Annotated in this window: 26 protein-coding genes; 6 read left to right on the forward strand and 20 right to left on the reverse strand. The window is 69.0% G+C overall.

Features of this window, described 5'->3' with window-relative positions; all coding sequences use genetic code 11:
- Positions 1–2: 2 nt before the first annotated feature.
- The 14 genes from rpmG to GZ64_RS0101150 form a co-directional block, all read right to left on the reverse strand.
- A complete protein-coding gene (gene rpmG / locus GZ64_RS0101085; protein WP_017203558.1) occupies positions 3–173 on the reverse strand; it encodes a 50S ribosomal protein L33 in 171 nt (56 codons plus the stop codon).
- A complete protein-coding gene (gene rpmB / locus GZ64_RS0101090) occupies positions 173–409 on the reverse strand; it encodes a 50S ribosomal protein L28 (RefSeq protein ID WP_017203559.1) in 237 nt (78 codons plus the stop codon). Before rpmB ends, rpmG begins: the two co-directional genes overlap by 1 nt.
- Before the next feature lie 139 nt (positions 410–548).
- Entirely contained in the window at positions 549–1,337 is a 789-nt protein-coding gene (locus tag GZ64_RS0101095; protein WP_051667794.1) for a DNA-3-methyladenine glycosylase, read from the reverse strand.
- Between the two features lies 1 nt (position 1,338).
- On the reverse strand, positions 1,339–3,258 hold the full coding sequence (locus tag GZ64_RS18865; RefSeq protein ID WP_231479800.1) for a hypothetical protein: 1,920 nt from the start codon (positions 3,256–3,258) through the stop codon (positions 1,339–1,341).
- Positions 3,248–4,114 (reverse strand): TIGR03943 family putative permease subunit, encoded by an 867-nt coding sequence (locus GZ64_RS0101105; RefSeq protein WP_208323785.1) that lies wholly within the window; start codon positions 4,112–4,114, stop codon positions 3,248–3,250. The genes GZ64_RS18865 and GZ64_RS0101105 overlap by 11 nt, the downstream gene beginning before the upstream one ends.
- Positions 4,107–5,147: a permease gene (locus GZ64_RS0101110; protein ID WP_021201612.1), complete on the reverse strand. Its 1,041-nt coding sequence runs from the start codon at positions 5,145–5,147 to the stop codon at positions 4,107–4,109. Before GZ64_RS0101110 ends, GZ64_RS0101105 begins: the two co-directional genes overlap by 8 nt.
- A complete protein-coding gene (locus GZ64_RS0101115) occupies positions 5,144–5,560 on the reverse strand; it encodes a Fur family transcriptional regulator (RefSeq protein ID WP_021201611.1) in 417 nt (138 codons plus the stop codon). Before GZ64_RS0101115 ends, GZ64_RS0101110 begins: the two co-directional genes overlap by 4 nt.
- 46 nt (positions 5,561–5,606) lie before the next feature.
- The gene (locus GZ64_RS0101120) at positions 5,607–6,485 is read right to left on the reverse strand and encodes a metal ABC transporter permease (protein WP_029264828.1); all 879 of its coding nucleotides are present in this window, start codon (positions 6,483–6,485) and stop codon (positions 5,607–5,609) included.
- Positions 6,482–7,330, reverse strand: coding sequence for a metal ABC transporter ATP-binding protein (locus GZ64_RS0101125; RefSeq protein ID WP_029264829.1), 849 nt, complete (start codon positions 7,328–7,330; stop codon positions 6,482–6,484). Before GZ64_RS0101125 ends, GZ64_RS0101120 begins: the two co-directional genes overlap by 4 nt.
- Positions 7,327–8,358, reverse strand: coding sequence for a metal ABC transporter solute-binding protein, Zn/Mn family (locus GZ64_RS0101130; protein ID WP_029264830.1), 1,032 nt, complete (start codon positions 8,356–8,358; stop codon positions 7,327–7,329). Before GZ64_RS0101130 ends, GZ64_RS0101125 begins: the two co-directional genes overlap by 4 nt.
- A 182-nt stretch (positions 8,359–8,540) precedes the next feature.
- Entirely contained in the window at positions 8,541–10,229 is a 1,689-nt protein-coding gene (locus GZ64_RS0101135) for a glycoside hydrolase family 13 protein (protein WP_029264831.1), read from the reverse strand.
- A gap of 92 nt (positions 10,230–10,321) precedes the next feature.
- Complete coding sequence (locus GZ64_RS0101140; protein WP_021201606.1) at positions 10,322–11,200, reverse strand: carbohydrate ABC transporter permease; 879 nt, start codon at positions 11,198–11,200, stop codon at positions 10,322–10,324.
- Complete coding sequence (locus GZ64_RS0101145) at positions 11,200–12,147, reverse strand: carbohydrate ABC transporter permease (protein ID WP_172889164.1); 948 nt, start codon at positions 12,145–12,147, stop codon at positions 11,200–11,202. Before GZ64_RS0101145 ends, GZ64_RS0101140 begins: the two co-directional genes overlap by 1 nt.
- Positions 12,144–13,493, reverse strand: a complete 1,350-nt coding sequence (locus GZ64_RS0101150; RefSeq protein WP_036330896.1) for an ABC transporter substrate-binding protein — start codon at positions 13,491–13,493, stop codon at positions 12,144–12,146. Before GZ64_RS0101150 ends, GZ64_RS0101145 begins: the two co-directional genes overlap by 4 nt.
- Positions 13,494–13,593: 100 nt before the next feature.
- On the opposite strand from GZ64_RS0101150, the gene GZ64_RS0101155 reads away from it, so the two are divergent.
- Positions 13,594–14,814, forward strand: a complete 1,221-nt coding sequence (locus GZ64_RS0101155) for an ROK family protein (RefSeq protein ID WP_029264834.1) — start codon at positions 13,594–13,596, stop codon at positions 14,812–14,814.
- Positions 14,815–14,943: 129 nt separating this feature from the next.
- Here GZ64_RS0101155 and GZ64_RS0101160 read toward each other — a convergent pair whose 3' ends face one another.
- From GZ64_RS0101160 to GZ64_RS0101175, 4 genes are all read right to left on the reverse strand, one after another.
- On the reverse strand, positions 14,944–16,290 hold the full coding sequence (locus tag GZ64_RS0101160) for a dihydrolipoamide acetyltransferase family protein (protein ID WP_029264835.1): 1,347 nt from the start codon (positions 16,288–16,290) through the stop codon (positions 14,944–14,946).
- A gap of 28 nt (positions 16,291–16,318) precedes the next feature.
- Positions 16,319–17,284 (reverse strand): alpha-ketoacid dehydrogenase subunit beta, encoded by a 966-nt coding sequence (locus GZ64_RS0101165; RefSeq protein WP_029264836.1) that lies wholly within the window; start codon positions 17,282–17,284, stop codon positions 16,319–16,321.
- 11 nt (positions 17,285–17,295) lie between these two features.
- The gene (locus GZ64_RS0101170; protein WP_029264838.1) at positions 17,296–18,438 is read right to left on the reverse strand and encodes a thiamine pyrophosphate-dependent dehydrogenase E1 component subunit alpha; all 1,143 of its coding nucleotides are present in this window, start codon (positions 18,436–18,438) and stop codon (positions 17,296–17,298) included.
- Between the two features lie 115 nt (positions 18,439–18,553).
- The gene (locus GZ64_RS0101175; protein ID WP_029264840.1) at positions 18,554–19,621 is read right to left on the reverse strand and encodes a histidinol-phosphate transaminase; all 1,068 of its coding nucleotides are present in this window, start codon (positions 19,619–19,621) and stop codon (positions 18,554–18,556) included.
- A gap of 84 nt (positions 19,622–19,705) precedes the next feature.
- On the opposite strand from GZ64_RS0101175, the gene GZ64_RS19940 reads away from it, so the two are divergent.
- From GZ64_RS19940 to GZ64_RS0101190, 3 genes are read left to right on the forward strand one after another with little or no spacing between them, the layout of a single operon-like run.
- Entirely contained in the window at positions 19,706–19,954 is a 249-nt protein-coding gene (locus tag GZ64_RS19940) for a ribbon-helix-helix protein, CopG family (RefSeq protein WP_231479801.1), read from the forward strand.
- 12 nt (positions 19,955–19,966) lie between these two features.
- The gene (locus GZ64_RS18870) at positions 19,967–20,233 is read left to right on the forward strand and encodes a type II toxin-antitoxin system death-on-curing family toxin (RefSeq protein ID WP_168441094.1); all 267 of its coding nucleotides are present in this window, start codon (positions 19,967–19,969) and stop codon (positions 20,231–20,233) included.
- Between the two features lie 35 nt (positions 20,234–20,268).
- Positions 20,269–20,670, forward strand: a complete 402-nt coding sequence (locus GZ64_RS0101190) for a phage holin family protein (RefSeq protein ID WP_021201595.1) — start codon at positions 20,269–20,271, stop codon at positions 20,668–20,670.
- 56 nt (positions 20,671–20,726) lie between these two features.
- Here the strand turns inward: GZ64_RS0101190 and GZ64_RS0101195 are convergent, their stop codons facing one another.
- Complete coding sequence (locus tag GZ64_RS0101195) at positions 20,727–22,043, reverse strand: hypothetical protein (protein ID WP_029264841.1); 1,317 nt, start codon at positions 22,041–22,043, stop codon at positions 20,727–20,729.
- A 22-nt stretch (positions 22,044–22,065) separates the two neighbouring features.
- A complete protein-coding gene (locus GZ64_RS0101200) occupies positions 22,066–22,344 on the reverse strand; it encodes a hypothetical protein (protein WP_136025501.1) in 279 nt (92 codons plus the stop codon).
- A gap of 187 nt (positions 22,345–22,531) precedes the next feature.
- Here GZ64_RS0101200 and GZ64_RS0101205 point away from each other — a divergent pair, with 187 nt between their 5' ends.
- Entirely contained in the window at positions 22,532–22,981 is a 450-nt protein-coding gene (locus GZ64_RS0101205; RefSeq protein WP_231479804.1) for a low molecular weight protein-tyrosine-phosphatase, read from the forward strand.
- Positions 22,982–23,004: 23 nt separating this feature from the next.
- Positions 23,005–24,387 carry an adenylosuccinate lyase gene (gene purB / locus GZ64_RS0101210; RefSeq protein ID WP_046399053.1) on the forward strand — a complete coding sequence of 461 codons (1,383 nt, stop codon included), beginning with the start codon at positions 23,005–23,007 and terminating at the stop codon, positions 24,385–24,387.
- The last annotated feature ends 59 nt before the right edge of the window (positions 24,388–24,446 follow it).

Here is a 24,446-nt window from a genome sequence, read left to right on the forward strand (position 1 = left end):
GATCAACGCTCCTCTCGGAATTCGACGTGCTGACGGATGACCGGGTCGTACTTCTTGAGCACGAGGCGGTCGGGGGTGTTGCGGCGGTTCTTCTTGGTCACGTACGTGTATCCCGTACCTGCCGTCGAACGCAGCTTGATGATCGGACGTACGTCCTGAGCCTTCTTGGCCATTAGAGCTTCACACCCTTCGCCTGGAGGTCCTTGACCACGTTCTCGATGCCACGGACGTCGATCACCTTGATGCCCTTGGCGGACACGTTGAGCGTGATCTTACGACCGAGCGAGGGAACGAAATACGTCTTCTTCTGCACGTTCGGGTCGAAGCGGCGCTTCGTCCGGCGGTGCGAGTGCGAGACATTGTGTCCGAAGCCGGGAACAGCTCCGGTCACCTGGCACACTGCTGCCATGATGTGACTCCTTCTATACCGTGAGGCCGGACGGCCCCACCCAAGATCCCTTGTCTGCACGCAACCACGACCCGCCGATCTCTCGGCCGCAGAAGGGGAAGCACGCGAACTGCGCACAGGAGTGTGCGCAGACAAAGAGTCAGTTTAGCACGGGCGCCGACGCGGTCGATCCCGGCTCCCCCGAAGCGAGTTCGGCAGCAGCCTCGGCCGCGCCCCTGCCCCATCGGAACGGCGACACCGTCGGGTCCGCGTCGATCCAGAAGCGCCACGGGAAAGCCGCGGTCCCGGCGACGCCGGCGACACCGACGCGCGGACCGCTGGCCACGTCGTCCCGCTGCGGACCCAGCCACAGCTCGGCTCGTGCTCCGCGACGCTCCCCACCCGTGATCGCGTCGATCCCGTCGTGCATGGGATGCCGCAATCCCACTGCCTGTCCGAGACGACCCGGCCCGCGGGCGAGGTCCCGCAGCGTCGTGCGCCGAAGGGGAAGCGCGACGCCACGTCGGAGGGCCGCCGCCTCCGTGCCGCTCACGATCTCGCCCGCCCGGAGCAGCACGCCGTCGCCCTGCCCTTCAGGGCCGCACACGACGTTCACGCACGAGTGGATGCCGTGGCTCAGGTACACGTACAGGTGGCCCGGCTCGCCCCACATCGTGGAGTTGCGGGCCGTGCGCCCCATGCGCGCATGAGAACCCGGATCGGGGATCTCGCCCGTGCCCTGCCCGTGGTATGCCTCGACCTCCGTGATGCGCAACCGCACCTCGACGGGAACGGAGTCGCTCCCGATCGTGACGACCGTGCGCAGCTCGCCTCCGAGCAGGCGCGGTGCGACGTCGACCGCAGAGGCGCTCAGGTCTGCACGGACGGCACGGCGCAGGCTTTCGTGCGGCAGGTCGACGCCGCGGAGGAGGTCGGAACCGTCCGTCATCTCAGAAGCGCGGAGCCGTCTGGCACCACGAGGCGTCGAAGCCGGTGAGGGCGACGATCTCCTTGCCGGAAGCCATGTCGATCAGGTGGGTCTCGACGTTCTCGGGCAGCGGCAGCAGCATCCCGTCGTAGGCGTTGTTCGCCAGGTCGGGAGCAACGACGACGGCGGCGTACTGGCCGCTCGGCGACGCGCAGGCCTGCAGGATCGAGTCCGTGGATCCGACCTCGACCAGCGGGGTCGCCGCGCCGTCGTCGTCGACGCGCACGACCACCTGTCCGATCGGCAGCCCCTCGTCGTCGCGAGCGATCACGTGGCGCAACGTGCCACCGGGATACGGCGTGATCGAGCTCGCCGTCCCGTAGTCGGGATCGGATGCCGCGAGCGGCTGCTCCGACCCGTCTGCGAGATTGAGTTCGACCACGGCCCCGTCGAGCCGTTCGACGATCGCCGTGTAGGTGCCGCGGGAGATCCCCTGGATGGTGGCCGCGAGGCCGAGGGACTGCACACCCGTGTCGGTCGAACGGTCGACGAGCGAGAGGGCTCCGTCGAAGTCGATGAACAGCACGGCTGCGCTGTCGGGCACGAACTGCCAGACGAAAACGCTCGCCTCGGCGCCGGCGACCTCGATGATCTGCGGGTCGTCATCGCCGCTCAGCGACTGGGTGACCAGCACGCTCGCACGCCCCTCGGTGTCGCTGAGCTCCTTGTCGGAGTAGCTGTAGCCGACGAGGCCGCCGCGTTCGGAGACCTGGATCGCGCCCACGTATCCCTCACCGGGAAGAGTGAGCTCACGCTGGTTCTTGCCGTCGCGGTCCATCACGAGCAGGCGGGACCCGTCGTCCTCCTCGACCGACACCACGAGCTGCGTGGAGGTCGCGCGGAAGTCGTTGATCTTGTCGTGCTCGAAGACCGGGACGGCCTTCTCGCCGCTGAGGTCGGTGAGGAAGATCTTGTCCTTGCCCGCGACATCGCGACGCAGCAGGAAGATGTTCGACGGCGGCGTCGTGAAGCTCGTGGTCAGCGTCGTCTTCGGGCCACCGCCGGCACCGACCACATCGGCGACACGGACCGTGTACTCCGTCGAGTCGTCGAGCGGGACCGTGAATCGCACGCCCACGCCGCGCCCCGAGGCATCCACCGTGAAGGGCACCTCCGGCTCGACCGTGACCTGCGCCGGGTCGATGTCGGCGAGTGCCTGGTTCGCAGTGAGGATCACGCGGCTGCCGGACGATTCGATCGCCTGTGCCGCATCGACCTGCACATCGCTGATGCGCGGACCCTGAAGAAGGCTGGCGATGCCCAACCCCGTCCCGACGACGACGAGCACCCCGAGGACCGCGGCAACCGTGAGCACGAACCGGCGTCGGCTCCCCGGCGCGGGCGGGACCCGGCGCTCGGCGGTGGCGCGGGGGGTCGGCGGCGCATACGGATCCACTGTCGCGTCATGTGCCGCCGCACCTACCGCTGCACCGGCCACCGAGGTCTCGACGACGGGTTCCGGTGCGGCGCCGACGAACACGGGTTCGGTCGCGAGGGGGACGGGCGGAAGAGCGGTCGCCTCCGCATCCTCGCGCGCCGCAGCCTCGAAGGCGGCCATCTTGCGGGCGGCGGCCTCCTGCTCGGCGACCTCACGGTCACCTGCCTCACGGACCGCGGCTTCACGAGCAGCGGCTTCACGCGCAGCCGCCTCGCGCGCAGCCGCCTCGCGCGCAGCCGCTTCGTCTGCACCGGCAGGTTGCTGATCGCCCGGCCGATCGGCCGGGGTGGGCTGGTCGGCGGGCGGTGCGACATGGTCGGCAGACGCCACCGCGCGGTCGATCCGCTCGGCCTCCGCCGCTTCGGCAGCTTCTCGCGCTGCACGCATCTCCGCGCGGGTGCGCGGGACGGCGGGCACCTCTGGGCGCTCGTCGTCAGTACTCATAGGGGTCTCCCGGCTCATCGATCGCGACGACATCGGTCGGCTCGATGCGGAGCTTGCCGTCGGCATCCGCGCGCACGGTGCCGGTGATCTCGACCCATTGGCCGGTCGCGTACTCGTCGGGCTTCACATCGACGGGCAGAACGGCGGTCTGGGCATCGATCACGCAATGCGTGATGACCAGACGGGTCAGGTTCACACCGTCGTCCCCCGACGCGCCGGGCGTCACGAAGCCCGTGAGCTTCACCGCGGCGCCGTCGTAAGCGGCCGTGTTCGTCGCCGCCGTGAAGACGCTCGCCCAGTCGCCGACGCCGAACGTCGACGTGTCGGCCACGCCGAGCGCGACCGAGTCCGCGCCGGCGAACAATGCGCTCTGCTCTCCCGCGCGCGACATCGCGAGCTCGACCGACAGGGAGGCCGGCGGCAGGACGAGACCCGCCACGACGACACCCGAGGCGATGACTCCGCCGGCGACGGCCGCGACTCCGGCGAGCGCGCGGCGAGAGGAGGCCGGGGCACCATCGTGATCCGCACCGTCGTGATCCGCACCGTCTTGATCCGCACCCTCGCGGTCGCCGTGGACTGCGGGAGCGGGCACAGGCCCGTGGTCGTGGCCGTGGTCGCCCTCCTCCCCCAACGGGAGGGTGCACGACCAGATCGCTCCGGCCAGGGTCACGACCGCGGCGGTACAGGCGAACCACACCGACTCCGGGCTGATGTAGAGGTTGAGGCGCCCCGTGAGACCGAGGCCGAGGGTGACGACCGAGATGACGGTCGCGAGCCCCACACCCAGCCAGCGGGTGCCGAGTGCACGTATGCGGGTGGCGGTCTGCTCGGACCGCGCCGTCTGCTCAGACAAGGACGTTCACCCCGATACCGATCGCGAAAGCCGAGGCGAGCACGATGCCGACGATCCCGACGAGCGTGCGCGCGGTGAACGTGGTGCGCATGAGCGCCAGCATCTTGATGTCGACGAGCGGACCGACGAGCAGGAAGGCGACGAGGGCGCCGGACGAGAACGTCGAGGCGAACGAGAGCGCGAAGAACGCATCGACGTTCGAGCAGATGGCCACCGTCATCGCGAGCGCCATCATGGCGACGATCGACAGCACCGGGTTCGACCCGATCGCGAGCAGCCACTCGCGCGGGATCAGTACCTGCACGGCCCCGGCGAGCGCCGAGCCGATCACGAGTGCGGGCATGACGGCGCGCAGCTCGATCAGGAACTGGGTGAGACTGCGGCGCACCGGCGTGCCCGGTTCGTGGGTGACCAGCTCGCAGGTGTCGACGAAGCGCTGGGTGAGCATGCCGTCCGGGTCGGGGTGGCGGCTGTAGATCCAGCCGATGAGGTTCGCGATGAGGTAGCCGCCCACGAGCCGGGCGACGAGGATCCCACCGTCCCAGCCGAAAGCGGCGTGCGTGGTGAGGATCACGATCGGGTTCACGATCGGCGCGGCGATGAGGAACGTCATCGCTTCGGCCGGCGCGAGGCCGCGCATCATGAGGCCACGGGCGAAGGGCACGTTGCCGCACTCGCACACCGGGATCAGCATGCCCAACAGTGACAGCACCGCACGGCGGGCCCACGCGCGCTTCGGCAGCCAGCGGTGGATCGCATCGGCCGGGAGCCACACCTGCACCACGATCGAGAGCAGCACGCCGAGGATCACGAACGGCAGGGCTTCGATGAGCACACTCAGCGCGAGGGTGAGCCCGTCCTGCGCGCGGGTGGGCAGCGAGGCGGGGAACAGCGTCGGCAGGAAGGCATCGATCAGGAAGAGCGCGGCGATGATGGCAGCGCCCAGGCCGACGCCGATCCATGCCGATCGCGGCGAGGGCGCCGGGCGATGGGAGTGGCCGTGACGGGTCGCCGTTGCTGCCGAGGAGCTCACGCGGACGCGGCCCTCTCGGCGTCGCGCTTGTTCGCACACGGGGTGCACAGCCCGAAGATGTCGACCACGTGGGCGGCCTCGGTGAAGCCGTGCAGTGCCGCGGTGCGGTGCGCCCACTGCTCGACGTCCTTGGCCTCGATCTCGACGGTCAGACCGCAGGATCGGCAGATGAGGTGGTGATGGTGGCCCTGCGTGGTGCAGGCGCGGTACAGCGCCTCGCCCTCGGGACTCTGCAGCGAGTCGGCGTCTCCGGAGGCGGCGAGTCCGGCCAGCGCACGGTAGACGGTGGCGAGGCCGATGCCGGTGTTGTCGTCGCGCAGCGCGGCGTGCAGGCTCTGCGCGCTCACGAATCCGCGCGCGTCGGCGAGTGCTTCGCGCACACGTTCGCGCTGCCAGGTGTTCCGCTGAGCCATATGAAGAGTCTAGGCCGCGGGGGTTGGCGAGGGCTGGGAGAGGATCTCAGGCCCGCACACGGCGCACTCGGGCCCGCGCCTTCTGCACGATCCAGCACACCACGTAGATCGTGAACGACAGGGTTGTGATGTACGGGCTCACCGGGAGCGTGCCGGCGAGGGCCAGCAGGATGCCGCCGACCGCGGAGACGAAGCCGAACAGCGCGGCCAGCAACGGCACGGCGATGGGGCCTGCGGTGACGCGCATCGCGGCGGCCGCGGGGGTGACCAGCAACGCCATCACCAGGAGCGCACCGATGATGTGCACGCTCACCGCGACGATCAGGCCGAGCAGCACCATGAACAGCAGGCTGACGGCACGGGTCGGCACGCCGCGGGCCGCAGCCGATTCCGGGTCGAGCGAGTCGAACCGCAGCGGGTTCCACATCACCAGCAGCCCGATCAACACGACCATGCTGATGCCGATGAGCCAGCCGAGGTCGGGGCTCGAGACCGACACGATCTGGCCGGTGAGCAGGCTGAAGCGGTTGGCGCTGCGGCCGTCGTAGAGCGAGAGGAACAGGATGCCGAGGCCCAGGCCGAACGGCATGAGCACACCCACGATGGAGTTGCGGTCCCTGGCCTTGGCCCCGAGGACCCCGATCAGGATGGCGGCGACGAGCGCTCCGCCGAGAGACCCGGCCACCACGCTTCCGCCGAAGAGCAGGGCGGCAGCCGCTCCCGCGAATGACAGCTCGCTCACGCCGTGCACCGCGAAAGCCAGGTCGCGCTGCATCACGAAGACGCCGATGAGTCCGCCGACGATGCCGAGCACCGCGCCGGCGATGATCGAGTTCGCGAGCAGGGTGACGAGCTCGCCGTAGTCCTGAAACGAGAAGACGTCGCTCCAGTCGACCAGCGGCACGATGCCCAGTGCGACGCTCATGCCGCTCCTCCGTGGTCGTGGTGTCCGTGCTCGTGGTCGCCGTGGTCGTGGTGGGGCTCGGCGTCCGGCACGCCCACGACCACCAGCCGGTCGCCCGCGCGGAGCACGAACACCGGAGTGCCGTAGAGGTCGGTGAGCACGCGCGTCTGCAGCACCTCGTCGGGGGTTCCGAGCAGGAACCGTCCGCCGGCGATGTAGAGGATGCGGTCGACCCGGCCGAGGATCGGGTTGATGTCATGGGTGACGAACAACACCGCCGCCTCGCGCTCACGGCGCTGACGATCGATGATGTCGGTCACGGCGACCTGGTTCGCGAGGTCGAGGTTCGACAGCGGCTCGTCGCACAGCAGCAGAGCCGGCTCGTCGGCGAGGGCCTGACCGACCCGCAACCGCTGCTGCTCGCCGCCCGAGAGCAGTCCGACCCGGCGATCGGCGAAGTGCGAGGCGCCGACCGCCTCGAGCAGGTGGTCGACCTTGGCGCGGTCGCCACGGTGCGGGATCGGGAAGCCGAAGCGGCTCCCCTGCACGCCGAGGGCGACGAGGTCGCGGGCTCGCATGCTCGTGTCGGGGGCGAGCGAGCGCTGCTGCGGGATGTACCCGATACGGGAGTTACCGCGGTGCACGGGCTCACCCGCGACGCGGATCGTGCCCGAAGACAGCGGTTGCAGGCCCAGGATGCTCCGCAGCAGGGTGGTCTTGCCCGACCCGGAGGGGCCGAGCACCGCGATGAACTCCCCCGGCTCGACCGTGAGGTCGAGGCCCGACCAGAGTTCGCGATCACCGCGCTGCAGCGACGCGTCGGAGATCTCGAGGACCGGATTCCCGCGCTGTGCGGCGCCGCTCACGACTTGACGGCGGCGGCGAGGCTCTGGATCGCGTCACTCATCCACTCAGAGTACGACGATCCGTCCTCGAGCAGCTCCGTGAAGGCGACGATGGGGATGCCGGCGTCCTTCGCCGCGGTTTCGACGCGCTGGGTCTCGGACCCGCCGGTCTGCGCGTTGGTCAGCAGTGCCGTCACCTGACCGCTGCCGATCACGTCGAGCGCCTGCAGCAGCACGGCCGGGGCGACGTCGGTGCCTTCTTCGACCGACTCGGCGAATCCGTCGGGGGTGACATCGGTGAATCCGGCGGCTGCGGCGAGGTAGCCGGGCAGCGGCTCGGTGATGAAGACGTCGACGTCGGGCGCCTCCGTCTTGAGGGTCGCCAGCTCGGTCTCGAAGCCTTCGAGGTCGGCGGTGAGGGTGGCCGCGTTCGCGGCGAACTCCTTCGCTCCGTCGGGGTCGAGCTCGGTCAGCTCGTCGGCGATGGCCTCTACGACGTGGATCATGGTGTGCGGGTCGAACCAGACGTGCTCGTTGAAGCCCTCGATGTGGTCGTGGCCCTCGTGCCCGGCCTCGTCGTCGGCGTGATCGTGCGCCTCGTCCTCGGGCGCGTCGCTCTCCTCGGGGGCAGCGCTCGCCGACTCGTCGGCGTGGTCGTGGCCCGCCTCGTCGTGACCCTCGTTCCCGGGGAAGTCGTGCGAGTACTCGACGGCTGTGACCACATGCGGGTCCTTCGCGTCCTGCAGCAGCGTGTCGATGAAGGCGTCGTAGCCGCCGCCGTTCTCGATCACGAGGTCGGCCTTCTGCACGGTCAGCCGGTCGCGGGCGCTGGCTTCGTAGGAGTGCGGGTCCTGCGAGGCGGAGGTGATGATCGACTGCACGTCGACGCGGTCTCCGCCGATCGTCGCGGCGATGTCGCCGTAGACGTTGGTGCTCGCGACGACCGTGATGGTGCCGTCGTCGCCCTCCCCCGCCGAGGGGGTGGAGCATCCGGCCAGCGTGAGAGCGGCGACGGATGCGAGGGCGAGGGCGACGACGGGCTTCTTCATGCCCTCACTCTAAACGCTAATGAGAACCATTATCAAATCCGCCGCCCCACCTGGCCAGGAACCTGCTGCCCACGAACCTGCCTGCCCGCCAAAACGGAGACGATTCGACGTTCACGCGGGGTGTCGGTGATCAACACCCCGCGCGTGACGCGAATCGTCTCTGTTTTCGCAGCTGCGGGAGCTCAGGCGCGCAGCTCGGCCGGCGCGATCCAGACCGTGGCCTCGCCGGGAAGCGTCGAGCCCTCGAGCGGAGCACTCGCGAGCACGACGTCGGCGGCATCCGCACCGAGGTCGACGGGCTCGGCGCCGAAGTTCGACACCACCTGCCAGCCGTTCGGGCGGGCGAAGCGCAGCACATCGTCGCGGCCGGTCTCGATCCACTCCAGGGTCTCGCCGGTCTGCAGCAGGTGCCGCAGGCGCAGGGCCTCCCGGTACAGCGAGAGCGTCGACGACGGGTCCGCCGCCTCGACGTCGACCGCATACTGCGCGAACCACTCCGGCTGCGGAAGGTGCGCGCCTGCGGCCCCGAATCCGTACGAGGATCCCGCAGCGGTCCACGGCAGCGGCACGCGGCATCCGTCCCGACCGAGGCCGTCGAACTCCGCGCCACGGAAGAAGCCCGGATCCTGACGCTGCTCCGGCGTGATCTGCGCGACCTCGTGGAGACCGAGCTCCTCCCCCTGATAGAGATAGGTGCTGCCAGGCAGGCCGAGCAGCAGCAGGGTGGCCGCGTGCGCCCGGCGGAGCCCGCCCTCGCGGTCGAGTGCGTCCGCCGGACCACCGGCCTTCACCCACTCGGTGCCCTGCTTGACCGGACGGCCGTTCAGTGCCGGGAGCCCGTAGCGGGTGGCATGGCGGGTGACGTCATGGTTCGACAGCACCCAGGTGGTCGACGATCCGGTCGCCGCCGCCTGCTGCAGGTTGTCGGCGATGATGCTGCGGAACTGCGCGGCGTCGAAGTCGGCGACCAGCAGATCGAAGTTGAACGCCTGCCCGAGCCCCTCGGCCGACGCGTACTTCGCCCGGCGCTCCGGCGTCTCCACCCAGGCCTCGGCGACGGCGGTGCGCGGCGGGTCGTACTCGTCGAACACCGCACGCCACTCGGCGTAGATCTCGTGCACGTCGTCACGGTCGACCATCGGGTGCGTGCCCGAGGTGCGGTCCATCGCGTCGAGCTCGGCACGCGAGGGCAGCGGTTCGCTGAGGTCCTTCGTGAGCATGTGGGCGACGTCGATGCGGAATCCGTCGACACCGCGGTCCGACCAGAAGCGCAGCGTCTTCAGGAAGTCGGCGCGCACCTCGGGGTGGTCCCAGTTCAGGTCGGGCTGCTCCACGGCGAAGTTGTGCAGATACCACTGCCCGTCTTCCACGCGCTCCCAGGCGCTGCCTCCGAACACCGAGTCCCAGTCGGTCGGCGGCTCGGAGCCGTCGGGTCCGGTGCCCTCGCGGAAGATGTAGCGGTCGCGCGCCGCCGAGCCGCGCCCCGCAGCGAGCGCCTCCTGGAACCACTCGTGCTGGTCTGACGAGTGGTTCGGGACGATGTCGACGATCACGCGGATGCCGCGGGAGTGCAGCGCCTCGACCATGTCGTCGAAGTCGGCGAGGGAGCCCAGCCGCGGGTCGACGTCACGGTAGTCGGCGACGTCGTATCCGCCGTCGGCGAGCGCGGACGGATAGAACGGGCTGAGCCAGACCGCATCGATACCGAGGCCCTGCAGGTAATCGGCCCGGGAGACGATGCCCGGGATGTCACCGATGCCGTCGCCGTTCGCGTCGGCGAAGCTGCGCGGGTAGATCTGGTAGACGGCGGCCTGACGCCACCACGCGGCGTCTTCGGCGGTGCGGGTCTCGGCGAGAAGCGCGTCGGTCATGAGGGGAGGACTCCTTCTGTGTTTCCGGTGATTCGGTGGCTTCGAGTGTTCGGGTTCTTCGGTGGCTTCGAGCGGTTCGAGCGGTGCGGCGGTCAGCCCTTGACGGCGCCCTGGGTGACGCCCTCCATGACCCACCGCTGCGTGAACAGGTAGGCCACGATCGCGGGCGCCATCGCCATGAGGTACGAGGCGAAGGCGACGTTGTAGTTGTTGCTGAACTGGTTCTGGAACAGGTTCTGCCGCACCGGCAGCGTCTGCAGCGCCGGATCGGCGATGATGAGCGACGGCATCATGAAGTCGTTCCAGGCGTAGAGGAAGGCGAAGATGCCGACCGTCGCACTCATCGGGGCGAGCAGCGGGAAGATGAGCTTCCAGAACGTCTGCCAGGTCGTGGCTCCGTCGATGCGCGCGCTCTCCTCGAGCTCGATCGGTATCGAGCGCAGGAACGCGGTGAACAGCAGCACGCTGAAGCTCAGCTGGAACATGGTCGCGAGGATGATCACGCCGAACGGGTTGTCGAGCCCGACGCGTCCGGTGAGCTGGATCTGCGGCAGAGCCACGACCGGGAACGGGATGAACATCGCCGCGAGCAGATAGAAGAACGAGTAGCGGAACAGCCGACGGTCCCAGTTGCGCACGATGGCGTAAGAGGCGAAGGCCGCCAGCACGATCGTCGCGATCACGGTGCCGGCGGTGACCAGCAGCGAGATGCCCGCACCGACGGGGAACTTCGTCAGCGTCCACGCCTCGACGAAACCGTCGACGCTGAACGGGGCCGGCAGCGAGAAGGCATTGCCGTCGACCGCCTGACCCGTGGTCTTGAGCGCCATCGAGATGGTCACGTACAGCGGCAGGAGCACGGTCACGGCGCACAGGATCAGGATGATCGTGCCCGACCAGTTGACGCGCTCCATGCGCACGCGCGGCTTCTTGCCCGAGGTGGGGACAGTGGTGAGTGTCTGCGTCGACATCAGAGTGCGTTCCTTCCGCGCGTCAGCGACAGCTGGAGGAGGGAGATGAGCACGGCGACGATGAAGAAGATGGTCGCGTTGGCCATCTGATAGGCGTAGTCGCCGCCGTTGAAGCCCGCGATGATCGTCATCGCGACGCTGCGGGTGGAGGTTCCGGGGCCTCCGTTGGTGAGGCCGACGATGATGTCGTAGGCGTTCAGGAACCCCTTGAATCCGAGGATCACGTTGATCACCACATAGCCCGCGACGAGCGGGAGCGTGATGCGGGTGAGCTGCTGCGCCTTGCTGGCGCCATCGATGCTCGCCGCCTCGTACACCTCGCCGGGAACCGAGAGAAGGCCGGCGATGTAGATCAGCAGGGTGCCGGGCACGGCCTGCCAGGCGGTGACGATGACGATGGCGATCCAGGCGAGGTCGGGGTTGGCGAGCAGGCTCGTCTCGAGCCACGGGATGCCGGCCGCCGCGCCAGCCGCGGGGATCGAGTTCGAGAACAGGAAGTTGAAGACGTAGGCGATGATGATGCCCGAGATCACCATCGGGATCACGAAGATCGTGCGCAGGCCCGTCTTGAAGCGGATGCGCGAGGTGAGCCCGACCGCCAGCAGGAACGCGACCACGTTGACGACGATCACCGTGGCGATCGAGAACCCGAAGGTGAACAGGTAGCTCTGCAGGATCGACGGATCGCTGAACAGCGCGATGTAGTTCGTCAGTCCGTTGAAGCTCCACTCCCCGATGCCGATCGAGTCGGTGAAGCTGAAGAAGATGCCGATGACTCCCGGAACCGTGATCGCGAGCGTGAAGAGCACCAGCGTCGGCAGCAGGAACAGGTAGTAGATCGGCTCGACGCGACGCGTGTGCCGCCGGAGCTTCCGGTCGCCGCCGGTGACGATGAGGGTCGTGCTGTCACCGGGCGCGGTGGGCGTGGTGGGCGTGGTGGTGCTCATGGCGCGGACTCCTCTGTCTCGCCGGAAGCGGATGGGGTGCCGGAAGCGGACGCGGCGTCCTTCGTCGACGGGATCGGCGCGCGGAAGGCGATGCGGGCCCAGTCCGCGTCCATCGTGCGCAGGATGGAGGTCGGAGAGGCGCCGAGCACCATCGCCTGCGCGTAGTTCATGATCGGAAGCGTCTTGGGCACGAGCACCGACGGGCCCTGGTAGATCTGCCCGTTGTCGTAGTACTCGACCATCCCCTCGATGCGGGGGTCGTCGGGGGCGGGAGCACCCTTCGTCGGGGTGAAGCCGAGCTGCGAGGCGTTGTACTCCTCGATGTTCTGCGGCTCGTAGAGGAACTCGAGGAAGTCGCGGGCGGCCTCCTGATGGCGAGAACCCTCGGGGATCATCGCGGCCAGGTCCATGTTGACGCGCACGCCGAGGTCGGCCGGGTCGTCGGTCATCGGCAGCGGGAAGGTGCCCAGCTGCAGGTCGGGTGCGGTCTTCGCGATCTCGCTGAAGGCCCACGGGCCCTGCAGGTACATCGCGGCCTCACCCTTGCCGAAAGCGAGGTTGCCGTCGCCGTAGCCGCGGCTCGGCGCATCCCCGTTCGTGTAGTCGTTCGCGAGCTGCATCATCTTGTCCATCGGCTCGGCGAAGTCCTTCGAGAACGAGACCGCGGAGTCGGGACCGACGTCCGCGCCCTCATCAGCGAGGGCATCGAAGAAATCGATCACGTCCACCGAGCCGCCCGCGGTGTAGTCGTACCACCCCTGGCCCACGGTCCAGTCGTCCTTGAACGTGCCGTAGAACGGATCGATGCCGGCGGCCTTGAGCTGGTCGCACACCGCGAGCAGCTCGTCCCAGGTCTGCGGGACCTCGAGGCCCTGCGCCTGGAAGATCTCCTTGTTGTAGATGACGGACGCGGCCATCACCGAGTACGGGAGGGCGCTGGTGCGGCCCTCGCAGGACCCGTACTGGTCCATCAGCGGCTGCAGGTCGTCGCGGATGCCCGCGGCGGCGTCGGTGCCTGCGAGATCGGTGAGCGCGCAGCGCTGCACGAACCGGGCGATCTCGTAGTTGTAGTTGGCGAGCATGATGTCGGGCGGGTTGCCCCGCACGAAACTCGCCGAGACGACATCGACGCCCGAGGTGTCGATCTCGACCTTCACGTCGCTCTGCGAGGAGTTGTACTCGGCGACGAGGGCGGTCATGAACTCGATCGCCTCGCGCTTGCTGAAGGTGAAGCGGATGGTCTCCGCTCCCGTGTCAGCGGCGCAACCCGCGAGGGCTGTGCCGACCAGGGTGACCCCCAGGGCCGCGGCCGCCGCTCGCACCGCGCGTGTTCGTCTCTCAGACACCGTCGTCCTTCCGTCATATAAATTCATGCACTAAATCTAGTGAGCGAATTTACTCTATCGAACGGTACTCTCTCATTGGAGGACAGGGAGGTCAAGGGCCATGACAGAAGTCTCCGCAGACCTGGGAACCGGACGCGCGAGCGTCGGTGCCGTCCTCGACTTCGCCTGGACCGCCGGCGAGTTCACCGCGACCGAGGCGATGGCCGGCACCTCCCTGACCCGTTCCACCGCGATCGACGCCATCGACACGCTGGTCGGGGCCGAGGTGCTGCGCGAGCTGCCGAACGCCCGTGCCGCGGGCACCTACCGCTCCGGCCGCCCCTCGCGTCGCTTCGTCCTCGCCCCCGATCTCGGGGTCGTGATCGGTGTCGACGCGGGAGACACCCACCTCGCCGTGACTGTGGCCGACCCCCTCGATCGGACCCTCGTGCATCACCGCGTGGAGTTCGAGCCGGGGCAGTCGGCGCCCGAGCGGCGCACGGCGATACTGGAGCGCCTGGACGATGCGCTCGCCGAGGCCGAGGTGACGCGCGACCAGGTGCTCGCGCTGTGCGTCGGCGTCGCGGCGCCCGTGAACCGCGACGGCATCTCCCCACCTCACCCGGACGGCTTCTGGGAACGGACCAACCCCGGGCTCGCCGAGGCACTGAGCGACTGGGCCCCGGTCGTGCAGATCAAGAACGACGCGCAACTCGCCGCCATCGCCGAGGGCGCTGAGGGCGCGGCGATCGGATGCCGCGACTACGTGGCGCTGCTCGCGAGCGAACGGTTCGGCGGCGGCGTGGTGGTCGACGGCCATGTGCTGCACGGTGCGCACGGCGGTGTCGGCGAGGGCGTCGTCTTCGACCACATCGTGGGTGTGGGTTCGGCGTTCGGGCTCCGCTACGCCGTGCAGGATCAGGTGCGTGCAGCTGTGGATTCCGGGGAGATCGCCGGCGACAGCACCGTCGGCCGGCTCGTCGAGGCCGACCGCATCGACCCCCGGCTCGTCCTGACCCTCGCGGCCTCAGGCGACCCGGACGCCGTGCTGGTCACCTCGCGCGTCGGGGCCACCGTCGCCCGCATCGTCGGCGTGCTCGGCAGCATGTACGACCCGGCGCGCGTCATCGTGTGCGGAGCGGTCGCCGAGAGCATCGAGCCCGTGCTGACCGCCGCCCGTCGCATCCTGCCCGAGGAACTGCACCTGCCGGCGCCGGAGATCCTGGCGTCGACGCTGGGGGCCGAGGTCGTGTCACGGGGTGCCGTGGCGACCGCCCGGAAGGCGGCAAGGGAACACGCGGTGCCGCGTCTGGCGGAGGAGCGCCTCCGCGCGAGCGCCTGACGCGGGATCCGGCGCCGCCCTGCGCGCCCCCGCCTCGACATCAGGCCATCTTGCGAGAACCGGCAACCTGCCGCCGGATCGGCATGATCCGGCGGCAGGTTGCCTGATCTGACGCTGACCGACGCGGGGTCAGTCCACGAGCAGCGCGGGCTCCTCGAGCACGGAGGCGACGTCGGCGATGAAGCGGCTCATGCCGTCGCCGTCGATCACGCGGTGGTCGAACGACCCTGCGACCGTGGTCACCCAACGAGGACGCACCTCGCCGTCGACGACCCACGGCTTCTGACTGATGGTGCCCATCGCCACGATGCCCGCCTCGCCGGGGTTGATGATCGGCGTGCCGGCATCCATCCCGAACACACCGATGTTCGTGATCGTGATCGTGCCGCCCTGCTGATCGGCCGGTGGAGTCTTGCCCTCGCGCGCCGTGAGCGTGAGACGGTTCAGAGCCCGCGCCAGGTCCTTCATGCCGAGGTCCTGCGCGTCCTTGATGTTCGGCACCAGCAGGCCGCGCGGGGTGGCGGCGGCGATCCCGAGGTTCACGTAGTGGCGCACGGCGATCTCCGCACCGGCTTCGGTCTCGATCCAGGCCGCGTTCACCATCGGCGTGCGACGGGCGGCCCAGATCACGGCGCGAGCCATGATCAGCAGCGGCGAGACGCGGATATCGGCGTAGTCGGGCGAGGCCTTCAGACGCTTCACGAGCTCCATCGTGCGGCTCGCGTCGATCTCCTTCCAGACCGTCACGTGCGGGGCCGAGTACGCGCTCTGCACCATCGCTGAAGACGTGGCCTTGCGCACACCCTTGACCGGGATCGACTCGGTGCGGTCGTCGCCGGCGGCCGAAGGCTGGGTCGGAGTGAGCCCTCGCGCGAGCCCTGCCGGTGCAGCCTGCGGTGCGGGCACGGTCTCCTCGCGCACGGCTCCCCACTCGGGAGTCTCGATGTTGCGGAAGACGCTCGCCTGCGACGCGTGCTTCATGACGTCGTCCCGGGTGACCTCGCCGTCGGCACCGGTCGCGGCGACCGTGGTGAGGTCGACGCCGAGGTCGCGCGCGAGCTTGCGGATCGGCGGCTTCGCGATCACGCCCACCGACGAGCGCACCGGACGCTCGGCCGGGCGCTTGCGACGCGAAGTGGCGCCGCCGCCCGTGCCGTAGCCGACCAGCACCGATCCGCCGCCCTCTTCTGCGGCGGGAGCCACGGCGACGGGAGCGGCCGTTGCACCCGCCGCAGGCTCGGTCACGAAGGTGATGATGGGCGTGCCGACCTCGACCGTCGTTCCCTCCTCGACCAGCAGCTCGCCCACCACACCCGCGTGCGGCGACGGCAGCTCGACGAGCGACTTGGCCGTCTCGATCTCGCAGAGCACGTCGTTGATCGCGACCGTGTCGCCGGGGGCGACCTTCCAGGCCACGATCTCGGCCTCGGTCAGGCCTTCCCCGACGTCGGGGAGGGTGAAGTTCTGCGTGCTCATGACGAGTCCTTTCGGCCGAGCGGGGATGTCAGTAGGCGAGTGAGCGATCGACGGCCTCGAGGATGCGGTCGGCATCCGGGAGATATGCGCCTTCGAGCTTCGCGGGCGGGAACGGGGTGTCGTAACCGGAGACGCGCAGCACTGGAGCTTCGAGCGCATAGAACGCGCGCTCCATGACGGTCGCCGCGATCTCCCCGCCGATGCTTCCGAAGCCCTGGGCCTCCTGCGCGTAGACCATGCGTCCGGTCTTGCGCACCGAGTCGAGGATGGGCTCGTAGTCGACCGGCGACAGCGAGCGCACGTCGACGACCTCGCAGCTCGTGCCCTCGGCTTCGGCGAGCGCCGCGGCCTGCAGGAGGGTGGTGACCATCGCGCCGTGGCCGACGAGGGTCACGTCACTGCCCGTGCGCACGACACGTGAGGAGTGCAGCGGCACGGCGGAGGAATCGAGCTCGACCTCGCCCTTCTGCCAGTAGCGGCTCTTCGGCTCCATGAAGATCACCGGGTCGTTCGAGGCGATCGCCTCCTGGATCATCCAGTACGCGTCGTTCGGCGTCGACGGCGAGACCACCCGCAGACCCGGGGTGTGCGCGAAATACGCCTCGGGGCTCTCCTGGTGGTGTTCGACCGCGCCGATGTGCCCGCCGTAGGGAATCCGGATCACGATGGGCATGCTGATGGCGCCCTCGTGCCGGTTGGTGAGCTTCGCGAGCTGGGTGGTGATCTGGTCGAACGCGGGGAACACGAAGCCGTCGAACTGGATCTCGATGACGGGACGGAACCCGACCATCGCCATGCCGATCGCGGTCCCGACGATGCCCGACTCGGCCAGCGGGGTGTCCAGCACCCGGCGGTCGCCGAAGTCGCGCTGCAGGTGCTCCGTCACACGGAAGACGCCGCCGAGCTTGCCGATGTCCTCGCCCATGAGCAGGACCTTCGGGTCGTTCTCCATCGCCTTGCGCATACCCGCGTTCAGCGCCTTGCTGAGCGGCATCGTCTCGAGAGTCACCGGGCTCCTCCTTCGAGCGACGCGTCTTCGAACGACGCCTCGTACTGCGCGCGCCAGGCCTTCTGCTGGTCGATCAGCGGATGCGGCTCGCTGTACACGTGGTCGAACATCTTGTCCGGGCTGGGCGGCCCCAGCTCGACCGTGCGGGCGCGCAGATCCTCCGCGGCATCCGCCGCCTCGGCCTCCACGTCGGCGAAGAGCTGCGCCGAGGCACCGCGTCCTTCGAGGAACGCGCGCATCCGGACGATGGGGTCGCGACCGGCCCAGTACTGCTCCTCGTCGCTGCCGCGGTACTTCGTCGGGTCGTCGCTGGTGGTGTGCGCGCCGAGCCGGTAGGTGACGGCCTCGATCGCCTGCGGACCTTTGCCGGCACGGGCCTCGTCGAGAGCCGTGCGCGAGACCGCATAGCTGGCGAGCACGTCGTTGCCGTCGACCCGGACGCTCGGGATGCCGTAGCCCGCGCTGCGCTGCACCAGCGGCACACGCGACTGCGTGGAGACGGGCACGGAGATCGCCCAGTGGTTGTTCTGGAGGAAGAAGACGGTCGGCGCCTGGTAGCTCGCGGCGAAGACCATCGCCTCGTGCACGTCTCCCTGGCTGGACGCACCGTCGCCGTAGTAGACGATGACCGCTTCGTCGCGGTCCGGGTCGCCTGTACCGGTGCGGCCGTCGAACGCGAGACCCATCCCGTAGCCGGCCGCGTGCAGCACCTGCGACCCGAGCACGAGGGTGTACAGCCGGGTATTGCCGTTCTTGGGGTCGGTGGGGTCCCACCCGCCGTGCGAGACACCACGCATCAGCTTGATGATGTCGACCGGGTCGACGCCGCGGATGCGGGTCACCGCGTGCTCGCGGTACGAAGGGAAGATCGTGTCCTGCGCACGGGCCGCACGACCGGAGCCGACCTGCGCCGCCTCCTGCCCCCGGCTCGGCGGCCACAGCGCGAGCTGCCCCTGCCTCTGCAGGTTCGTCGCCTGGGTGTCGATCGCGCGGATGACGACCATGTCCCGGTAGAACTGCTCGAGTTCGGCGTCGCCGATCGCTTCGATCAGGGGAAGGTACCGTTCTGCGGCGGCGGACGGGGCGTACCGTCCGGTCTCGTCCAGAACGCTCACAAGGGGTGTCTCGGAGGTGGTCACGCTCTCACGCTACCCGCGCCCGCATGCGTCGTCACGCATACCTAGGACGCCCTTGTAACTGCCCGGAACCCGGAGAAAACCGCGGAAAACCGCCCCGGGCCGGTGCGGCGACGGCTCAGCGGACCGAAGCGGCCACCTCGAGCACGCGGGCGATGGAGCCCTCCTCGCCCACCGAGATGCGGATGCCGTCCCCCGAGAACGGCCGGACGATGAGGTCGTTCTCGACGAAGGCCGCAGCGACCTCGTCGGTGCGCTCTCCTGCGGGCAGCCAGACGAAGTTGGACTGGGAGTCGGGGACGTCCCAGCCCTGTGCGCGGAGGCCCTCGACCAGGCGGGCGCGTCGCTCGACGATCACGGCGATACGCTCCAGCAGCTCGGGCTCGGCGTCGAGGCTCGCGATCGCGGCGTTCTCGGCGGCGGACGTGACCGAGAGGGGGATGCCGGTGGTGCGCGCGGCGTCGAGCACCTTCTCGTGGCCGATCGCGTAGCCGACGCGGAGGCCGGCGAGGCCGTAGGCCTTCGAGAAGGTGCGCAGCACCACGACGTTCGGGTGCTGCTCGAACACGCGCTCGGCGAGACCGTCGACCGCGTCGGGCGCCGTGACGAACTCGGCGTACGCCTCGTCGAGGATGATCAGGACATCGTTCGGGACGCGCTCGACGAAGGCGGTGAACTCGGCCGACGTGATGATCGGACCGGTCGGGTTGTTGGGCGTGCACAGGATGATCGCACGGGTGCGGTCGGTCACGGCGTCCGCCATCGCGTCGAGGTCGTGGCGGGAGTCGGCGGTGAGCGGAACCTGCACCCCGGTCGCGCCCGCCACGAGCGGCAGGCTCGGGTAGGCCTCGAAGGAACGCCAGGCGTAGATGACCTCATCGCCGACCGATGCGGTCGCGAGGATTAGCTGGTGCAGGATCGACACGCTGCCGGAAGCGACGTGCACCTGGTCGGGCTCGACCCCGTAACGGGCTCCGAGACGCGCGCGCAGGCGGCCGGCGGTGGCATCCGGGTAGCGGTTGATCGGCGTCGTGCTCTGCAGGGCTTCGAGCACCGAGGGCAGCGGATCGAAGGGGTTCTCGTTGCTCGACAGCTTGAACGCGTCGGGCCCTGCCTGCTTGCCCTGACGGTACGGCGCGAGAGCGGCGATGGCGGGACGGATGCGGGGCAGGATCGGCTCGGTCACGAGGTCGAGTCTACGAGGGCAGCAGACTCTTCCCCGGCGGCTTCTCCCCTGTCGACGACCGATTCGCGGTCGTACCATTCCGGTATGGCGATGACGGTGCGACTTCCGGAAGAACTCGATGCTCAGCTCGAGGCGATCGCGCGCGCCCGGCACACCTCGAAGCACGCGGTGATCATCGAGGCGGCGACGCGCTTCGCGAACAGCGAGTCGAAGACGGATCGCGTGCTCTCCATCGCGGACGAGATCACCGAGCGCTACCAGGCCCTCGCCCTGATCGCGAAGCTCGGCCTGCACGTCCGCGACGAAGGACTGCTCTTCTCCGCGCTCGCTTGACCATCCGCAGGGATGTTCGGCGCCGACGCGTACCCGACGTTCGAAGCGAAGGCCGCCGCGCTGATCAGTTCGGTAGCTCAGAACCACGCGCTGTTCGATAGCAACGAGCGCGTCTCGCTCTGCCTCACCTTCATCTTCATCCGACTCAACGGCTACGAGCCGACGTTCACGAGCGACGAGGCATTCGACCTCGTCCTCGACGTCGCACAGAGTCGGTTGGACTTGAAGCAGATCGCGCAGGTCATTGCCGCCCATATCCGGGAAGACACGGCGCGCTGACATCTCGCGGGCGTCCGTGGGACACTGGTCGGACTATGCGCTTCATCATCCGCGTCGTCGTCAACGCCTTCGCCCTCTGGGTCGTCACGCTCATCCCCGCCCTGCAGGTCGTGATCACCGCCTTCCCACCCGGCGAGACGCTGCAGCTGGTGCTGACCCTGCTCGCGGTGGCCGCGATCTTCGCCCTCGTGAACACGATCATCGGCACCGTGGTGAAGATCGTCGCGTTCCCGCTCTACATCATCACGTTCGGGCTGATCGGGTTCCTGATCAACGGCTTCCTGCTGTGGCTGACGGCCTGGATCACGAGTGGCTTCGGCTGGGGCCTGACGGTCGGCGACTTCTGGTGGGGCGTGGTGGCCGCGCTCATCATCTCGATCATCAACGGCATCTTCGGCTTCATCCTGCGCCCGCAGAGCAAGAGCCGCCGCGACTGAGAAAGCGCGCTCCTCCAGCCGCTCGAAAAGCAGCCGGCTGATCTCGAAGTCGGTCATCATCCCTTTCGCTCGGCGTGGTACTCGGTCCGCTCGACCTCGACCGCCTGTCCGAGCTCGTCCCAGTACTCGTCGAGAGCCTCGGCGCGGGGATCGCCCGACGCATCCACCATCTCCGCTGTCTCGATGTAGGTCTCGAGATGGTGGGTCTGCAGCGTCAGGTCCTGCATCCCGTCGTGCGGATCCCCTTCGCGCGAGGCCGTGAAGCTGTCGGGGGATCCCGTGCCGGCCGCGGAGCCCCCGGCGGCGAGCGCCGAGACGACGTCGTCGGTGTGGCGGAGCTGGATCAGGGTCTGATCCTCTCCGAGCGTCGGTTCGGTCGGGCTCCCCGCGGTCAGCTGCATCGACACCTCGAAATCGCTCTCCATCGCGAGATGGGCGGCGATCATCCCGCCCTGCGAATGCGCGACCACGTCGACCTGATCCCCCGGCTTCGCCCCCGCCGCGCCCAACGCGTCGACCGTGGCCTGATACGACGCCGATGCGCGGCCCTGATAGAGCTCGATGTTCGACTTCATGTCCCACGGCTCGGACTTCCCCGACCGCCACGGCAGGGACTCCTGAGTCCCGGCGACGTAGGCCACATACCGGGTCGCCCCACCGACCATCGTGTATTTCTCGACCGCGACCTGCGAGGCCGCTCCCGGTATGCGACGGAATGCCGCAGCGAGGCCGGCAGGCGCATTCGGAGCCGACGTCTTCACGGGCATCACCTGCACGGGATCGGCCTTCCCCGCCAGCGTCATCCCCGGCCGGACCGTGCCGAGCCCGGATGCGACGCCCACCATCGCCCCGGCGAGGAACAGCGGCGGGAGCGCCCCCGCCAGGTCGTACTGCTCGCCCAGTCCCTCGAATCGCCGCTCCTTCCAGCCGGCCACCAGCCACTCGGCCATGGTCCCGATCCGTTCGTCATCGGCGACGAGCCGGTCGGCGCGCGCCTGCACGGCGCTCGCCGCCGCGGCATCGGTGAGGGTGAGCGCCTCCGCCTGCGCGCGCAGCTCGACCACCTCGAACGCGTCAGCCATCACCAGGGTTCCCGTGCAGGCGTTCTCGATCTCGACGCACAGTTCATCGATCCGCTCGACACTCCGTTGCAGTGCACCGACATCGACTCCCGAACCGGTCTCCGGCGCCGAGGAGATGAGCGCGTGTGCCCGGCGGACCGCGGCGCGTGCGTGTTCGTACTCCGACGCCACCGATCGCATCCGTGCCCCGAGATCGCGCAGCTGCTCGGTGTCGACGGCGATCGCCCCGCCGTGATCGATGCTCAATCCCCCGCCATCCGCCGACGGTTCCCTGCCTGCGACCATGCTCATTCCGCCGCCCTCATTCCGCCGCTCATACCGCCCCGCCGAGTTCCCATCTCCGCACCGAGAGGTGTCCGATCTCGACTCCGGTGTCGTCGCGCAGCCGTTCGAGCAACGCGTTCAGCGCGCGGAACCCCTCGGACTGCCAGTCGGAGCGATCGGTGAGCGCGACCAGAGTCGCCCCGGATTCTTCGAGCGTGGAGATCGCCTCTCCGATCTCCTGGGAGGCGAGAAGCAGGTCGCCGAGGTGCGCGGAGCCGACATCGAGGATGTTGACGAACGAGTACATGGCCCCAGCTTCCGGGATCACGGGCTTCTCGCCCTGCCCGATCGCCGCGAACGGTGGAGAGATGGATGCCCGGTCAGGGTGTGCAGAGGATCGCGCGAGGCGGTGCGCGCTGTGCAGGAGGCCCGCGGCCGGGCAGAATGTAGGTGTGACATCCCCGGATCCCTTCCGCGTGATCTTCGTCTGCACGGGGAACATCTGCCGCTCTCCCATGGCCGAGGTCGTCTTCCGCGACCTCGCCGAGCGGCAGGGACTCGGCCCGCGCATCGTCTCGCGCAGCGCCGGAACAGGCGACTGGCATCTCGGCGAGCGCGCCGACCACCGCACGATCGATTCCCTGGCCCGTCGCGGTTACGACGGCTCCCAGCACCGCGCCCGCCAGTTCACCGCCGCGGCCTTCGCGGACAACGACCTCGTCGTGGCCCTCGATCGCACGCACGAGCGCATCCTGCGGGAATGGGCGCACGACGAGGACGAGGAGGGGAAGGTCACCCTGCTTCTCGCCTTCGACCCGAACGCCACGACCCATGACGTGCCCGACCCCTACTACGCGGGCGCGGAGATGTTCGATTCCGTGCTCGGTATGATTGAGGCGGCGACTCGGGGCCTGTTCCGCCAGCTCGAACCCGCTCTGCGTCTCCCCCGCACGCCCCGCATCTGAGGGGCCCGATCAGGAGGACTCCCCTGACTTTCCAGCCTTCGCTCCCGCCGCAGCCCCTGAGCCCGCTCGACGGTCGCTACCGCGGCGCCGTCACCGGTCTCGCCGACTTCCTGTCCGAGGCCGGCCTGAACCGGGCGCGCGTCGAGGTCGAGGTCGAGTGGCTGATCGCCCTCACCGACCGCTCGCTGTTCGAGACCTCGCCGCTGCCGGAGTCGGACAAGGAGCGCTTGCGCGCCCTCTACCGCGACTTCGGTCAGGCCGAGATCGACTGGCTCGCCGAGAAGGAAGCCGTCACCCAGCACGACGTGAAGGCGATCGAGTACCTCGTGCGCGATCGACTCTCGACGCTCGGACTCGACGGCATCGCCGAACTCACGCACTTCGCGGCCACGAGTGAAGACATCAACTCCGCCTCCTACGCCCTCACCGTGAAGCGCGCTGTCGAGGAGGTCTGGCTCCCGGCCCTCGACACCGTGATCGCGAAGCTCCGCGAGCTCGCCGTCGAGCACGCCGACGCCGCGATGCTCTCGCGCACGCACGGCCAGCCCGCGACGCCCTCGACGATGGGCAAGGAGCTCGCGGTGTTCGCCTGGCGCCTCGAACGGGTGCGCGGTCAGATCGCCGCCTCCGACTACCTGGCCAAGTTCTCCGGCGCGACCGGCACCTGGTCTGCGCACCTGGCCGCAGACCCCGACGCCGACTGGCCGACCATCGCCCGCGAGTACATCGAGGGCCTGGGGCTCGGCTTCAACATCCTCACCACCCAGATCGAGTCGCACGACTGGCAGGTCGAGCTGTACGACCGCGTGCGTCACGCCGGCGGCATCCTGCACAACCTCGCCACCGACATCTGGACCTACATCTCGCTCGGCTATTTCGCGCAGATCCCGGTCGCCGGGGCCACCGGTTCGTCGACGATGCCGCACAAGATCAACCCGATCCGCTTCGAGAACGCCGAGGCGAACCTCGAGATCTCGGGCGCCCTGCTCGCATCGCTCGGCCAGACGCTGGTCACCAGCCGCCTGCAGCGCGACCTGACCGACTCGACCACGCAGCGCAACATCGGCGTGGCTTTCGGGCACTCGCTGCTCGCGCTCGACAACCTGCGCCGCGGCCTGAACGCGATCTCGCTCTCGCGTGACGTGCTGCTCGCCGACCTCGACGTGAACTGGGAGGTGCTGGCCGAGGCCATCCAGACCGTCATCCGCGCCGAGGTCGTCGCCGGACGCTCCACGATCACCGACCCGTACGCACTCCTCAAGGAGCTGACGCGCGGCCACAGGGTGGGCGCGGCCGACCTCGCCGAGTTCGTGCAGGGTCTCGAGATCGGCGACGCCGCCAAGCAGCGCCTGCTCGCGCTGACCCCGGCGACGTACACGGGTATCGCAGAGAAGCTCGCGCAGTAGCCGCGAGGCTGAGCCCGACTCCTCCCCCAGTCGCCGTCACGATCGACGAGTGCACGCGC

The sequence above is a fragment of the Microbacterium sp. Cr-K32 genome, assembly GCF_000708345.1.
GTDB lineage: Bacteria > Actinomycetota > Actinomycetes > Actinomycetales > Microbacteriaceae > Microbacterium > Microbacterium maritypicum_A.

Bases quoted from the DNA above. Each gene is read 5' to 3' on its own strand.
- rpmG (WP_017203558.1), bottom strand. From the start codon at position 173: ATGGCCAAGAAGGCTCAGGACGTACGTCCGATCATCAAGCTGCGTTCG.
- rpmB (WP_017203559.1), bottom strand. From the start codon at position 409: ATGGCAGCAGTGTGCCAGGTGACCGGAGCTGTTCCCGGCTTCGGACAC.
- GZ64_RS0101095 (WP_051667794.1), bottom strand. From the start codon at position 1,337: ATGACGGACGGTTCCGACCTCCTCCGCGGCGTCGACCTGCCGCACGAA.
- GZ64_RS18865 (WP_231479800.1), bottom strand. From the start codon at position 3,258: ATGAGTACTGACGACGAGCGCCCAGAGGTGCCCGCCGTCCCGCGCACC.
- GZ64_RS0101115 (WP_021201611.1), bottom strand. From the start codon at position 5,560: ATGGCTCAGCGGAACACCTGGCAGCGCGAACGTGTGCGCGAAGCACTC.
- GZ64_RS0101120 (WP_029264828.1), bottom strand. From the start codon at position 6,485: ATGAGCGTCGCACTGGGCATCGTGCCGCTGGTCGACTGGAGCGACGTC.
- GZ64_RS0101130 (WP_029264830.1), bottom strand. From the start codon at position 8,358: ATGAAGAAGCCCGTCGTCGCCCTCGCCCTCGCATCCGTCGCCGCTCTC.
- GZ64_RS0101135 (WP_029264831.1), bottom strand. From the start codon at position 10,229: ATGACCGACGCGCTTCTCGCCGAGACCCGCACCGCCGAAGACGCCGCG.
- GZ64_RS0101140 (WP_021201606.1), bottom strand. From the start codon at position 11,200: ATGTCGACGCAGACACTCACCACTGTCCCCACCTCGGGCAAGAAGCCG.
- GZ64_RS0101145 (WP_172889164.1), bottom strand. From the start codon at position 12,147: ATGAGCACCACCACGCCCACCACGCCCACCGCGCCCGGTGACAGCACG.
- GZ64_RS0101155 (WP_029264834.1), top strand. From the start codon at position 13,594: ATGACAGAAGTCTCCGCAGACCTGGGAACCGGACGCGCGAGCGTCGGT.
- GZ64_RS0101160 (WP_029264835.1), bottom strand. From the start codon at position 16,290: ATGAGCACGCAGAACTTCACCCTCCCCGACGTCGGGGAAGGCCTGACC.
- GZ64_RS0101165 (WP_029264836.1), bottom strand. From the start codon at position 17,284: ATGCCGCTCAGCAAGGCGCTGAACGCGGGTATGCGCAAGGCGATGGAG.
- GZ64_RS19940 (WP_231479801.1), top strand. From the start codon at position 19,706: ATGGCGATGACGGTGCGACTTCCGGAAGAACTCGATGCTCAGCTCGAG.
- GZ64_RS18870 (WP_168441094.1), top strand. From the start codon at position 19,967: ATGTTCGGCGCCGACGCGTACCCGACGTTCGAAGCGAAGGCCGCCGCG.
- GZ64_RS0101190 (WP_021201595.1), top strand. From the start codon at position 20,269: ATGCGCTTCATCATCCGCGTCGTCGTCAACGCCTTCGCCCTCTGGGTC.
- GZ64_RS0101195 (WP_029264841.1), bottom strand. From the start codon at position 22,043: ATGAGCATGGTCGCAGGCAGGGAACCGTCGGCGGATGGCGGGGGATTG.
- GZ64_RS0101205 (WP_231479804.1), top strand. From the start codon at position 22,532: ATGGCCGAGGTCGTCTTCCGCGACCTCGCCGAGCGGCAGGGACTCGGC.